This is a genomic window from Mariniflexile sp. TRM1-10 (genome assembly GCF_003425985.1).
Taxonomy (GTDB): Bacteria; Bacteroidota; Bacteroidia; order Flavobacteriales; family Flavobacteriaceae; genus Mariniflexile.
In genome coordinates this window covers 1554745-1568679 of record NZ_CP022985.1, presented here as the reverse complement: position 1 = coordinate 1568679, position 13935 = coordinate 1554745, and the positions used below count along the sequence as shown (strand labels likewise).

The following is a 13935-nucleotide window of genomic DNA, read 5'->3' as shown; positions in this document are numbered from 1 at the left end:
AGATAAAAGAATTCATTAACTTTACGAAAAACCCAAAATTATGTTATCAAAAAATATAGAAAAAGCACTTAATAATCAAGTGCGTATAGAAGCCGAATCGTCACAAATTTATTTAGCCATGGCGTGTTGGGCAGAAGTGAAAGGGCTTGAAGGGGTTGCTGGGTTTATGTACAAACAATCTCAAGAAGAACGCGACCATATGCTTAAATTGGTAAAGTATATTAACGAACGTGGCGGGCATGCACAAGTATCAGCGCTTGCTGCGCCAAACGTAACTTTTAAATCGTTTAAGGAAATGTTTGAAGAACTTTATAAGCACGAAATTTTTGTTTCAGAAAGCATCAACGAATTAGTGCATATAAGTTTACAAGAAAAAGATTATTCAACCCATAACTTTTTACAATGGTATGTCGCCGAACAAATAGAAGAAGAAGCCATGGCGCGTACTATTTTAGACAAGATAAACTTGATTGGAGATGACAAAGGGGGCTTGTATTTATTTGATAGGGACATTGTTTCCTTAACGGTTAATTCGGCATCAAATCAAAGTCCTCAATAATTTTAACATTTAATCTTATTTAGATTTAATAAAAATAGTTATTTTTGCCCGTTATTTATTTACAAATAAGTCACTTGGGCAAAAAGAAACAAAAAAAAGCGCTAAAAAAACTTGAAAAAGCGGGAGTTAAACTTCCAAGTAAAGCAAAGAGTAGCTGCTGTGAAAAATATAAAAAAAGCGAGGACAAGCGTTGTAAAAAATGCCCTTGCTTCGATTTGCTTCAAAAAGTGGCGTAGTTTCTATAAAAACTCAATCTTAATAATTTTATACAAGCAGACTTCAATTTAAATATTGGTCTGCTTTTTGTTTCGAGCTCATTTAAAGTTTTTGAAATCAGCAATTTTTTAGCAAATTGAAAAACTTTAAATGGGTTCTTCGTTAAAAAGATAAAATAAATAAGCTATGAAATCAATTACCGTAAATTTGTTCGCAATATTTGTATTATTAATAAGTTGTGATACTTCTAAAAAATCAACTCATACAAATTCTAAAAACCAGGCATCCGAAACAAGCATAACAAAAGACCCCGTTTCTATTAAAAATATTAAATGGAAGTTAGTAACATTAATGGGTAAAGATGTCAGCGATAAAGAAGCATTCATCATGTTTTCAGACGAAGACAATAAGGTTTTTGGTCATGGCAGTTGCAATAATTTTAGCGGTACTTACCAACTTAAAGAAGGCAACCAAATAATGCTGTCTAAAATGACCGCTACTTTAATGGCATGTATTGATATGGAGGTTGAAAATCAATTTATGGCTGTTTTAGAAAAAGCAGATAACTATTCGCTTAATGGTAACACCATGACTTTAAACAAAGCAAAAATGGCACCCTTAGCTATTTTTAAAGCTGTTAAAACAGAATAAACCTTCTTTTTAATCATAAATTATTGAGGCTGTCTAAAAAGTCTAAGTTCATATTGAGCTCGTCGAAATAGTTTAATTACTGATAATCAATATCGGTTTCGACAAGCTCAACCTGACAAATTAAATTTAAAGGACTTTTTAGACAGCCTCTTTGTTTCTCCAGTTCGCTTTGCTCTTGTCCAATTCACCTCTCCGTGGGAGAGATTAGAACTGCTTTTTCGGTCAGTTCTGGGCGGGATAAAAATAGTAGTGCAATACATGTTAATATTAAAAATTAACTGCCAGTATCGACAAACTACTAGAGTGGGAATTTTATAATCAAAATTAATAATTTTATAACAAAAATATAAGAACAGAGTTGCATCTTTGTATGGTAATTAAATTCAAAATGTATGAAAAAGTTAATTTTATTATTTGTTGCAATAAGTTTAATAAGTTGCGGAGCTTCTAAAACCGTAAGAGTATCTAAAAAAGTCATTAAAGGCGATTGGGTGTTAAGTTCAATAAACTATAGCCAAACGGGAACTTACAATGTCACGTTATTTAACGACGCTTCTAAGGCTTGTTTTGAAGGCAGTACCTGGCAATTTGTTCCTAATAATAATACTGGAGTTTATACCATTAACGATGCCAGTTGTCCAACAGGCGAAAGACATTTTGTGTTTACAATTCAAGAAGTAGATGCCGAAACAGGTTTGTATGACTTTTTGCTTAAGCCTACCAATGAAAAGCATAAATCGGAAACCAATCAAGGGTTTAGGTTAAAACTTTCTGCTTTATCAGAATATGACATGCAATGGCAGCAATCGGTAAATGTTGGAGGTAGCTCGTTTACGATAAATATGAATTTTTCAAAAAAATAAAAATAAATACTAAAGCAGAATAAATATTAAAGCAGATGAAACACCCATGAGAAAATGCTTCACACACGAGCATGATTATTTAGGGTGTTCCATCTGACAATTAAAAAATAATAAATATAAACAGATGAAAACAATTATAAATAAAGCAGGAATTTTACTTTTTACACTTGTTGTAGCCATAAGTTTAACAAACTGTAAAGCAATTCAAAATGCAAATAACAAACAAAAAGGTGCTGTTATTGGTACTACTGGTGGTGCTATTTTAGGAGCCATTATTGGTAACAATGTTGGTAAAGGTGGTAATGGTGAATTAGGTGCTGTTATAGGAGGTGTTGTAGGAGGTACCGCAGGGGTGCTTATTGGTAACAAAATGGATAAACAAGCCCAAAAGATTGAAGAAGAAATACCTGGAGCAAAAGTAGAGCGTGTTGACGATGGTATTGTGGTAACTTTTGATGAAAGTAGCGGCGTGTATTTTGATACGAATAAATACAATATAAATTCTGCGTCTCAACAAAGTTTGAATAAGCTAATTAGTGTTTTTAAAGAATATCCAGATACTAATATTTTGGTTGTAGGGCACACCGATAGCCAAGGCGCTGAAGATTATAACATGACGCTTTCTAAAAACAGAGCATATGCGGTAACGAATTACTTATCTAGTAATGGTATATCTTCAGGAAGATTAACAACCAATTGGTTTGGTGAAACACAACCAATGCATGACAATTCAACTGCCGAGGGACGTGCTAAAAACAGACGTGTAAACGTAGCAATCTTGCCAAATGAAAAGATGATCCAAGAAGCTAAATCACAAGCAGGAAATTAATTCAGGAAATTAATTATTCTTAATATAAATTTGTATAAATCTCGTTTTCAATGTTAATTTGAAAACGGGATTTTTCATTTAAAACAAACTTAATGAACCAATTATTAGATTTTATAATTTCACACACAGAACTTCCAAAAATTTCCATAAAAAATACGATTGAATTACTAAATGAAGATTGTACTATTCCGTTCATATCGCGTTACCGAAAAGAGCGGACAGGTAATTTAGATGAGGTTCAAATTGGTGATATTGTAAAGTATAAAGAACAATTTGAAGCTCTAGAAAAAAGAAAAACAGCCATTTTAAAAGCCTTGGAAGAACAAGGGGTGTTAACTTCCGAACTAAAGCAAAAAATTGAAGCAGCACAAGATTTAACGATGCTTGAAGATTTATACTTGCCATTTAAGAAAAGCAGAAAAACCAAAGCGGAAACAGCAAGGCAAATGGGGCTTGAGCCTTTGGCAAAAATTATTATGAGTCAAAATGCCAATGATGTTGAATCGATAGCGTTTAAATATGTAAAAGGTGAAGTAACTTCGGTAGAAGATGCCCTAGAAGGAGCACGCCATATTATTGCCGAATGGATTAATGAACGAACCGATATTCGTAACAACATTCGTCAGCAATTAGAACGTTTTGCAATGATTGCTACGAAAGTAGTGAAATCGAAAATAGATGATGAAAACGCTCAAAAATTCCGGGATTATTTTGATTGGGAAGAGTCCTTAAGCAGAATTCCATCACATAGGTTACTTGCCATTTTAAGAGCTGAAAGTGAAGGTTTTATTAAATTGAAAATCGATATTGATGACGACAAAGCTTTAGCTAAAATTGAAGATAGGATCATTCGTTCTAACAATGAGTGTTCAGAACAAATTCAATGGGCCATTCAAGATGCTTATAAACGTTTGTTGTTGCCATCGTTAAGTAACGAAGCGCTTCAAAATGCCAAGGAAAAAGCAGATGCGTCTGCTATTTCGGTATTTGCAAAAAACTTAAAACAGTTATTGTTAGGGTCGCCATTAGGAGAAAAACGCATATTGGCTATAGACCCAGGTTTTAGGACCGGTTGCAAAGTGGTATGTTTGGATGCACAAGGCGGCCTGTTGTATAACGAAACCATTTATCCACACCCACCTAAAAACGATACGCTTGGGGCGATGAAAAAAATAAGTTCACTTACAGAAGCATATCAAATCGAAGCCATTGCTATTGGAAATGGAACAGCATCACGAGAAACGGAAGCGGTTATTAGAAAAATCCATTTTAAAATGATGTACAAGTGTTTGTAGTAAGTGAAGCTGGCGCCAGTATTTATTCGGCTTCTAAAATTGCACGTGATGAATTTCCAAATTATGATGTGACCGTTCGTGGTTCGGTATCTATTGGACGCCGCTTGCAAGACCCATTGGCAGAATTGGTTAAAATAGATGCCAAATCAATTGGAGTGGGGCAATACCAACATGATGTAGACCAAACCAAACTTAAGAAAGAATTGGATGTGGTGGTTGAAAGTTGTGTGAATGCTGTTGGAGTAAACATCAATACCGCCAGTGCGAGCTTGTTAAGTTATGTTTCGGGTATTGGTCCAAAACTAGCCGAAAATATAGTGAGTTTTAGAGATGAAAATGGTGCTTTCATTTCTAGAAACGATATTAAAAAGGTGCCTCGCTTGGGCGGAAAAGCCTTTGAACAAGGTGCAGGTTTTTTAAGAATTAAATTGGCTCCAAACCCGTTGGATGATTCTGCGGTGCATCCAGAAAGTTATGCCATAGTTGAAAAAATGGCGAAAGATTTGGGTAAAAGCGTTCAAGATTTAATTGGAAACAAAGACCAACTTAAAAAAATAGATTTAAAAAAATACTGTACGGATTTAGTTGGGCTACCTACACTTCAAGATATTATAAACGAACTGGAAAAACCCGGTTTAGACATTCGTGAGCAAGCCAAAGTGTTTACTTTCAATCAAAACATTAAAACCATTAGCGATTTACACGTGGGACAACTTCTTCCGGGTATTGTAAACAATATCACCAACTTTGGATGTTTTGTAGATATTGGTATTAAAGAAAGTGGGTTAATACATGTGTCTAACTTGTCCGATTCTTTTGTTTCAGATGTAAATGAGCATGTAAGCCTGCATCAACAAATTATAGTAAAAGTTTTGGAGGTTGATATTCCGCGAAAGCGTATTCAATTAAAATTACATAAATAAGTCACTTGAATTAGAAGAGGCAAAACGTACTTAGCAATTTTTTTATAATTAGGTAAAAAAACAAGCCACAAATACACTAATATGGAAAAACATTCGTGTATTTGTGGCTAAAATTTAAACATTGAAAATCAAATTTAAGAAGCCATTTTAGTAATTTGAGGCTCTGATATGATATTTTTAATTAATGCTTGCCATTTTTCTATGCGTTGTAATTCAAAGTCTTCGCTTAAATCATCATCTACATTAAAAAAAGTAATGATAAGATTGGGGCTAGTTGATGATTTATAAATAAATTCTAAACCTAAACTTTTTAGATAAGGCACTTTATTTGCACCGTTGTTATAGTTTTTGATAATGTTGCACTGTTTAATGTCGTTTGAGTTAATATTATCAATAATATTAGATTTATCTGAGTTAAATTTTATGTAGGTTATAATCTTATTGTCGTTGCTAATACCGATAAAATTTTTACGCCAAATTTCTTTATGCGCATATGTAATACCATTATTTTGGATTAACAACTTTGCTTGTTTTTTTATGCTTGACGTATTTTTTGTTCCGTTGTAAATAAATATGATAAAAGGAAGAAACACGCATAAAACTAAAAGCACAGAAATGATTATTAATGAAGTTTTCATCTTGTATGTTTTAAATTAATTTTTTGAAGAACTCACCTTGACTTTTTTGATTGAAGCGAAAAATATTCTTTGCGTAAGCTGGCTCGTTCGCTAAAATAACCCACTGGGTTATTTTTATACGCTCCGTCCAGTTCCAGATTTTAGCTTTTTAGCACTTCATAGCGGCGCTACGGAGTAAAAAAATAGGTAAAATCTTGGGCAAAAAGATCATTTTGCAGCCAATTGAAAAAAGTCAAGATGAGTTCAAATAGATAAAAGCATATCATTAAATATTTTAATGGCTGCTTTTGGTTAAATACAATAAAAATTAATGGTTACAAGAACGAATGAAACGGATAAATAATGCTCCGGGTAGTTAAATTTAAATCGAGAAAATTGCAAACTTTTAAATACTGTAAATCACTTTCAAAAACCGCTTCATTTATAGGGTTTTTTGCATAAAAGTGGTTTTTGTAGGTGGGCTCTTTTTCCTTGTTAAAACTTACTAATTCTTGAAAAGAATTGTTCGTAGTAAGGGCTAAAGCATTAAAAGAATGATCAATTTTAAGATCGTGTGTAGATGTGGTTTTTTTTAAAGCTAAATTACCTTCAGATTCACAAAGGAACAAGGTGAATAAACTTAACGCAAACGTTAAAAGTAAACTGTTAAACTTTAGCATTTAATAAAAATATAAAGTGTAAATGTATAAATAAAATATGTTAAAAAAATAATAAAATTTTAAAACAAAAAATGCGAACCAAATGATTCGCATTTTATTTTATAAAAACAGAAACAAGTTATTTGTTCATGTTTTTCATTTCATTAATAAAAGTGTCTAGATCAACACCATTACTTACTAAAGTCAAGGCTTTGTCGACAACGTATTTTACGTTTTCAGGATGAAACCCTAAACCAACACCAATTTTTCTAAGTAAAATTTCCTCTTTATCACCTTTAATGTGGTCCACATACACGATACGAGCCAAATCGTACAAACGCTCTAAACGTCTGTCATAATCGTATGGCGGATTAATGGGGTGTGATTTGTAATCCTTTAAAATCAAGGCATAATCGGCATCGCTAATGTCTAAATTACGAGCTAACCGGTCTAAAAACGCTTTTTCATCATCCGAAATAACACCATCATCCATGGCTACGCGTACAATAGCAGCAAAATGATCTTCATTTCGCTTTTTAAATCCACTATCAAATAAATCTGAAAACGACATACATTCTTTTTTTTGTGGTGCAAACCTACATATTTTTTTCGTTTTTTTTATATGAACTCATCTTGACTTTTCGTTTTTAACCGAAAATGAGATAAAATTTGTACAGATGAAGCACTTTTTGCAAGGCATAGTATCACTACGCATAAAAAAGTAACGAAATATGGATGAATTTTAACCATTCCTGCCTGCCGGCAGGCAGGTTTTAGGAAATAGAAAAAGTCAAGATGCGTTATATATGTCAAAGCGAAAACGAAAAAATATTAAAACAATTCCTTTAATCTAAATTAATCAATAAAAATCACTTTTAAAATCTATCCATCACTTTTTTATGGACATTTTCATGCTTGGGCGTTGTCATGTTTTCCATTGCAAATGCAAAGCATTCATGATTTCATTAATTTCAAAGCTTAAAGGGCATCAAACAAAAAACATTTGCGAATTTGTAGCAAAACATTTTTAAAATTAGAAGTGGTTTAAACTTTTTAGATTGAAGCAGGACGGAGCGTGAAAAATAACCCAGTGGGTTATTTTAGCGAACGGGCCAGCCAGCGCAATGGCAATTTTACTCAATCGAAGCCTTTTTAGAGTTGCATAGCATCGCTACGGAAAGAAAAAAAGATGTAGAGTGGGCAAAAAAGGGCGATTTTTTAGCCAATTGGAAAAAGTTTAAACCACTTCTAATTCTAAACTGTATCTTTGCAATCTTAAAACCATATTGTTAGGTGAGTAAAACCACACTTTCTCAAACCTATGCTCAGACTTTGCAAATGCAAAATCTGCAAAATTCTATTGCCCAAACTACGGGTAGAACACATTTAAAGGGACTTGCGGGCTCCTCATTTTCCTTTGTAATTTCAAGTGTTTTTAATCAAAACGACTTACCATTTTTACTTGTTTTTAACGATAAAGAGGAAGCAGCGTTTTATCTAAACGATTTAGAACAACTATGTAATGATAAAGACGTGTTGTTTTATCCGGGAAGTTACCGTAGGCCTTACCAAATTGAAGAAACCGATAACGCTAACGTTTTGCTACGAGCCGAGGTTTTAAACCGTATTAATTCTCGTAAAAAACCAGCCATAATTGTTACCTACCCCGATGCATTATTCGAGAAAGTAGTCACCAGGAAAGAGCTGGAACGCCATACTTTAAAAATTTCGGTAAACGATAAACTATCTATCGATTTTGTAAACGAAGTCTTGTTTGAATATCAGTTTAAACGTGTCGATTTTGTTACCGAACCAGGTGAGTTTTCAGTTCGTGGAGGTATTGTAGATGTGTTTTCATTTTCGAACGATGAACCTTATCGTATCGAGTTTTTTGGTGATGAGGTTGATAGTATTAGAAGTTTTGATGTGGAAACCCAGCTTTCGATAGAACAAATTAAAAAAATTAATATCATTCCCAATATAGCCAATAAATTGCTGCAGGAAAGTCGCCAGAGTTTTTTGCAATACATGGCTCAAAAAACGGTGGTGTGTTTTAAAAATGTTGATCTATTTTTTTCAAGAATAGATGATTTTTACTCAAAGGCTGAAGACGCTTTTAAAACCTTGTCTTCAGATATTAAGCATGCAAAACCCGAAGAATTATTCTGTGATTCAACCGTATTAAAAAAACAGTTATTAGATTTTTCAATTGTAGAATTTGGTACAACGGCATTTTTCAATAAAGTACCGGGCAATATTGTTTCCTACAACACAACACCGCAACCTTCCTTCAACAAGCAATTCGATTTGTTAATTGAAGATTTAAATACCAATTACGATAAAGGGTATACCAATTATATTGCCTGCGTAAGCGAGCAACAAGCCAAACGGTTTCACGATATTTTTGACGATTCGCATCTGGAAGTGAAGCCATATAAAACCATAGTATTGTCGTTACATCAAGGCTTTATAGACCACGAAAACCAAATAGTTTGTTATACCGACCATCAAATTTTTGAACGTTACCATAAGTTTCATGTTAAAAATGGTTATGCCAAAAAGCAAGCCATAACTTTAAAAGAGCTTACTAATTTGGATATTGGCGATTACGTTACGCATATCGATTATGGTATTGGACGCTTTGGCGGACTTCAAAAAATAGATGTTGAAGGCAAAAAACAAGAAGCCATTAAATTAATTTATGGAGAGCGTGATGTATTATATTTAAGCATTCACTCGTTACATAAAATCACCAAGTTTAATGGTAAAGATGGAAAACCACCAAAAATTTACAAACTTGGTAGTGCCGCTTGGAAAACACTTAAAGAAAAAACAAAATCCAGGGTTAAACACATTGCATTTAATCTTATAAAACTATACGCAAAGCGAAAAACCGAAAAAGGCTATCAATACAATCCTGATAGTTATATGCAACACGAGTTGGAAGCGTCATTTATTTACGAAGACACACCCGACCAAAGTACCGCTACCGCCGATATTAAAGCGGATATGGAAAGCGAACGCCCTATGGACAGGTTGGTTTGTGGAGATGTGGGCTTTGGTAAAACAGAGGTTGCTATTCGTGCAGCATTTAAGGCCGTTGATAATGGCAAACAAGTGGCTGTTTTGGTGCCAACCACTATTTTGGCATATCAACATTCCAGAACCTTTGCAGAACGGTTAAAGGATTTCCCCGTAACGGTCGATTATGTAAACCGTTTTAGAACCGCTAAAGAAAAACGCGAAACGCTTGAGAATTTAGAAAATGGCAAGGTCGATATTATTATTGGTACCCATCAACTGGTAAATAAAACCGTAAAATTTAAGGATTTAGGCTTGCTTATTGTTGACGAAGAGCAAAAATTCGGCGTTGCCGTAAAAGAAAAGCTAAAAACCTTAAAAGACAATGTCGATGTATTAACCCTAACGGCTACACCCATACCTAGAACGCTTCAGTTTAGTTTAATGGCAGCGCGCGATTTGTCGGTTATTACCACACCGCCACCAAACAGATACCCTATTGAAAGTCATGTTATTCGTTTTAATGAAGAAGCCATTCGTGACGCAGTAAGTTATGAAATTGAGCGTGGCGGACAAATTTTCTTCATTCACAACCGCATAGAAAATATAAAAGAAGTGGCTGGCTTGATTCAGCGCTTGGTGCCCGATGCTAAAATTGGCATTGGTCATGGGCAAATGGAAGGTAAAAAGTTAGAGGAACTCATGTTGGCATTTATGAATGGTGCTTTTGATGTATTGGTAAGTACCACTATTGTTGAAAGTGGATTGGATGTGCCCAATGCCAATACTATTTTCATTAATAATGCCAATAATTTTGGATTAAGTGATTTGCACCAAATGCGTGGTCGTGTAGGGCGTAGTAATAAAAAAGCTTTTTGTTATTTTATAACCCCAGAATATTCGGCAATGACCGATGATGCCCGAAAGCGTATCACTGCTTTAGAGCAATTTACAGAATTAGGCAGTGGTTTCAATATCGCAATGAAAGATTTGGAAATTCGTGGTGCGGGTGATTTGTTAGGTGGTGAACAAAGCGGATTTATAAACGAAATAGGCTTCGATACCTATCAAAAAATATTAAATGAAGCCATTGAAGAGCTCAAGGAAAATGAGTTTAAGGATTTGTATGAAGACCATGCTATTGAAAAAGTCTATGTGAAGGATGTCACTATTGATTCGGATTTTGAACTGCTGTTTCCAGACGATTACGTGAATAACATTGCCGAACGTTTGAGTCTATATTCCAAACTTAATGAAATAAAAAACGAAATTGAATTACAAAAATTTGAAACTGAATTAATAGACCGTTTTGGAGAATTGCCAAAAGAAGTAGTCGATTTGTTAAATAGCGTCCAAATAAAATGGATGGCGACCAAAGCAGGATTTGAGAAAATTGTAATGAAGCAAGGCAAGCTTATAGGCTATTTTATAAACGATCAGCAAAGTGGTTTTTACCAAAGCAGTAATTTTACACGTGTGTTACAGTTTGTTCAGTCTAACTCAAACACCTGTAAAATGAAAGAGAAACAAACAAGAAACGGTTTACGCTTAATGCTAACTTTTGAAAATATTAAATCGGTAAAACAAGCTTTAAAAGTGTTACAACCCATTGTGGTGTAATTATTGTTCTAAAATAAAAACCCAGAAACCCTGTAACTTTGCAGCTTTGAAACTTAAAAAAAAACCTAAAAAAACCTTAAAACCATGTTATCTAAACTAGTTGCTTTATTAATGTTATTACCAAGTATTCTTTTGGCGCAACACAGCATTAAAGGCGTGTTTTCTCCGGCCAAAGATTATGAAGTGGTTTTATTATACAAAGTAACGCCAACAGTGTCTGATTATATTACAAATGCGAATGTTCAAAAGGACGGGAGTTTTCAATTTAAATTAGATGCTTCGGCTCCAGCAGGCATATACAGAGTGGTTTATGCAGTTCCGCAAGAAGACTTTAATTTTGATGTTATTTACAACGGAAAGGAAGATGTTACACTTACTTTTAATTCTGAAACTGGCATTTCGTTTAAATCATCCATAGAGAATAAATTATTGGCATCTTATACTAGTAGTATGTCTGCCATAACCCAAAGTATCAGTAATTATTTTAGGGAAGACCGTAAAGATACTTTGGCTTTAAAGGCTATTTTTAAAACCCAACGAGAAACACAAATTCGGTATGAAAAGCAGGCTGTTAATACTATTGCCCTACATTTTATAAAAGCAAATAAACCATACATACCTAAAAAGTATGAAGATGTTAAAACCTATGTAAAGAATTTGAAAACCCATTATTTTGATAACATAGATTTTAATAGCAAAACACTTCAAAGCTCTAGTTTTTTACAAGAACGGATGCTTAATTATGTGTTTGGAATATCGGCTGAGGGTAAAGACAACATTACCAATTACAAAAATAATATTGATGTGTTTTGCAATGCCATAAAAACAATTCCAACAAGCATTAAGCGTATTTTATTGGTAGACTTGTGGCAAGAAATGGTGGATTTAAGGTTAGAACCTGTCGCAAATCATATTTCTAAAAACTATTTATTGGATATTGCAAATCAGTTAAAAGATAAAGAGCTTGTAGATGCCTTAACACGTTACAATAACCTATCTATTGGTCATAAAGCCCCAGATTTTTCAATTGTAATTGAAAAAGATAACAAAAAAGAAACTAAAAAATTAAGTGAATTAAAAAGTGCCGAAAAGTATATCATTGTTTTTTGGAGCAGTACCTGTTCACACTGTTTAGAGGAAATTCCGCAATTACAGAAATTTATTAAATCCCGTGCTAAGGATAAACTTAAAGTCATTGCCATAGGTTTGGAAGACGATAATAAAGCATGGAAAGAAAAAATTAAAAGCTATCCCGAATTTATTCACGTACTTGGGCTGGGCAAATGGGATAATAAAATAGGAAACGATTATGGAGTCACCACAACACCAACCTATTTTGTGCTCGATAAAAACAAGCATATTTTAAAAAAGCCAGAAGATATTGAAGTTTTAAAAGCGGTTTTAGGTAAATAGAACGTCATGCTGGACTTGTTTCAGCATCACATTGGTTTTATTTAACGTGAGTTCGATGGAATGCAATCTGGTATCCATGTTTTTAAATAGTTTAAAAAAGTGATTATTATTACAAACGAAGTTCAGGTTGATAAACATACCCGTACTTTAACTGTTTAACTGTGTAATCGTTGAATCGTGTATTACAAACTTCATCGGTACATCAAACTCTGAACTTTGAACTTCTAACTTTGTATTTCTAATATTGTACTTTTAACTTTGTACATTTAATATCTAACTTCGCTAAAATTCATATCAAATTCATATCAAATTCATATTTATTTATGAGATTCCTGCTTTACTCATTATTTGTTATTTTAAATTAATGTATTCATGAATCTTCGATTTCGCAGGAATTAAACAAATTTCTTAAAACGAACAATCCCCGTAGAGCCATAGGGGGTATACTTCGACTAGGCTCAGTACAAGTTTTGCCTGTTTCATTTTGATTTAAAGGTGCAAAAACCGAAATTTATTTATCACACCCCATCCAAAACAGCCTTTTCAGTCAGTTCTGAGCTCTCCAAAGGAGAGGTGAATTGGCAATCCCAAGGCAGAGCTTTCCGGGAATTATTTAGTTCAAAAAACTTTATTAAACTTTACAGGACAGTACAGGATAGTTAACTGTTTTTTTTAATCTATTATTGGTGGGTGTAATATATTTCCGTTATTAATTGTAAGCTGATGTTTAAAAATTACTAGATGGCATAGGAAACGAAATAAACTATAAGTAGGGCTTTCCATTACTTTGTGTAAGGGTTGATATTTGAAGTTCTGGGTTAAAATTGCCTTTAAGAGTAGTAATAACGGGCGAATATAAAAAAATGACCAAAATTCTCAAACCTTTGTGCTTTAAAGGGAAAACCTTACTTTTTGTTTAATTGCTTGCTTTAGTTTTGAGCCATTGTATTTCAATTGACTTTTTGCATAGGAATTAAAACCTTATTAAATGAATGTATGCCCAGTGACTTTATTGCTTTTATTATTTAATATTTCTCCCGGACAAGAGTTTAAAACGACGTCTAAGGATGATACTTCATTTGTAATCAATCTCAATTTAAAAAGAACATTAAATGGATCGGTTTCAAACAAATATCCTATCATAGGGTTAGGGAATAATCCTAAATTTTTAGTATACAATTCCTCGAATGAATTTGTTAATGTAGCATATTTTAATCAGCTTATGTCTCAGGTATTCCTTATTTAGATGCTGCTGCACCTTGTGAGAGT

The 13935-nt window shown here is 33.5% G+C and carries 11 protein-coding genes and 1 pseudogene; 9 read left to right on the top strand and 3 right to left on the bottom strand.

The genetic code is table 11. The features are described 5' to 3' along the window. Nucleotides 1-40 precede the first annotated feature (40 nt). From CJ739_RS06705 to CJ739_RS06685, 6 genes and pseudogenes are all read left to right on the top strand, one after another. Nucleotides 41-559, top strand: coding sequence for a ferritin (locus CJ739_RS06705; RefSeq protein WP_117173645.1), 519 nt, complete (start codon nucleotides 41-43; stop codon nucleotides 557-559). Nucleotides 560-633: 74 nt separating this feature from the next. Then, complete coding sequence (locus CJ739_RS20295) at nucleotides 634-795, top strand: hypothetical protein (RefSeq protein ID WP_162880146.1); 162 nt, start codon at nucleotides 634-636, stop codon at nucleotides 793-795. Between the two features lie 166 nt (nucleotides 796-961). Beyond that, nucleotides 962-1426 (top strand): META domain-containing protein, encoded by a 465-nt coding sequence (locus CJ739_RS06700; RefSeq protein WP_117173643.1) that lies wholly within the window; start codon nucleotides 962-964, stop codon nucleotides 1424-1426. A gap of 392 nt (nucleotides 1427-1818) precedes the next feature. Further along, complete coding sequence (locus CJ739_RS06695; protein WP_117173641.1) at nucleotides 1819-2289, top strand: lipocalin family protein; 471 nt, start codon at nucleotides 1819-1821, stop codon at nucleotides 2287-2289. Between the two features lie 124 nt (nucleotides 2290-2413). Next, complete coding sequence (locus CJ739_RS06690) at nucleotides 2414-3118, top strand: YiaD family glycine zipper/OmpA-like lipoprotein (protein ID WP_117173639.1); 705 nt, start codon at nucleotides 2414-2416, stop codon at nucleotides 3116-3118. A gap of 92 nt (nucleotides 3119-3210) precedes the next feature. Then, nucleotides 3211-5336, top strand: a pseudogene (locus tag CJ739_RS06685) (Tex family protein). A gap of 134 nt (nucleotides 5337-5470) precedes the next feature. Here the strand turns inward: CJ739_RS06685 and CJ739_RS06680 are convergent. The 3 genes from CJ739_RS06680 to CJ739_RS06670 form a co-directional block, all read right to left on the bottom strand. Further along, a complete protein-coding gene (locus CJ739_RS06680) occupies nucleotides 5471-5974 on the bottom strand; it encodes a hypothetical protein (protein ID WP_117173637.1) in 504 nt (167 codons plus the stop codon). Between the two features lie 314 nt (nucleotides 5975-6288). Continuing rightward, a complete protein-coding gene (locus tag CJ739_RS06675; protein WP_117173635.1) occupies nucleotides 6289-6633 on the bottom strand; it encodes a hypothetical protein in 345 nt (114 codons plus the stop codon). Nucleotides 6634-6751: 118 nt separating this feature from the next. Beyond that, entirely contained in the window at nucleotides 6752-7183 is a 432-nt protein-coding gene (locus tag CJ739_RS06670; RefSeq protein WP_117173633.1) for a tellurite resistance TerB family protein, read from the bottom strand. A 722-nt stretch (nucleotides 7184-7905) separates the two neighbouring features. On the opposite strand from CJ739_RS06670, the gene mfd reads away from it, so the two are divergent. The 3 genes from mfd (at nucleotide 7906) to CJ739_RS06655 (ending at nucleotide 13912) form a co-directional block, all read left to right on the top strand. Next, on the top strand, nucleotides 7906-11253 hold the full coding sequence (mfd, locus tag CJ739_RS06665; protein ID WP_117173629.1) for a transcription-repair coupling factor: 3348 nt from the start codon (nucleotides 7906-7908) through the stop codon (nucleotides 11251-11253). A gap of 84 nt (nucleotides 11254-11337) precedes the next feature. Then, nucleotides 11338-12666 (top strand): TlpA family protein disulfide reductase, encoded by a 1329-nt coding sequence (locus CJ739_RS06660; RefSeq protein ID WP_117173627.1) that lies wholly within the window; start codon nucleotides 11338-11340, stop codon nucleotides 12664-12666. Between the two features lie 988 nt (nucleotides 12667-13654). Next, entirely contained in the window at nucleotides 13655-13912 is a 258-nt protein-coding gene (locus tag CJ739_RS06655; protein WP_117173625.1) for a hypothetical protein, read from the top strand. Nucleotides 13913-13935 lie beyond the last annotated feature (23 nt).

What these genes read in the sequence shown, in the direction of transcription:
- CJ739_RS06695 (WP_117173641.1), top strand. Translation starts at nt 1,819, where the DNA reads ATGAAAAAGTTAATTTTATTATTTGTTGCAATAAGTTTAATAAGTTGC.
- CJ739_RS06660 (WP_117173627.1), top strand. Translation starts at nt 11,338, where the DNA reads ATGTTATCTAAACTAGTTGCTTTATTAATGTTATTACCAAGTATTCTT.
- CJ739_RS06690 (WP_117173639.1), top strand. Translation starts at nt 2,414, where the DNA reads ATGAAAACAATTATAAATAAAGCAGGAATTTTACTTTTTACACTTGTT.
- CJ739_RS06670 (WP_117173633.1), bottom strand. Translation starts at nt 7,183, where the DNA reads ATGTCGTTTTCAGATTTATTTGATAGTGGATTTAAAAAGCGAAATGAA.
- CJ739_RS06655 (WP_117173625.1), top strand. Translation starts at nt 13,655, where the DNA reads ATGAATGTATGCCCAGTGACTTTATTGCTTTTATTATTTAATATTTCT.
- CJ739_RS06675 (WP_117173635.1), bottom strand. Translation starts at nt 6,633, where the DNA reads ATGCTAAAGTTTAACAGTTTACTTTTAACGTTTGCGTTAAGTTTATTC.
- CJ739_RS06680 (WP_117173637.1), bottom strand. Translation starts at nt 5,974, where the DNA reads ATGAAAACTTCATTAATAATCATTTCTGTGCTTTTAGTTTTATGCGTG.
- CJ739_RS06705 (WP_117173645.1), top strand. Translation starts at nt 41, where the DNA reads ATGTTATCAAAAAATATAGAAAAAGCACTTAATAATCAAGTGCGTATA.
- CJ739_RS06700 (WP_117173643.1), top strand. Translation starts at nt 962, where the DNA reads ATGAAATCAATTACCGTAAATTTGTTCGCAATATTTGTATTATTAATA.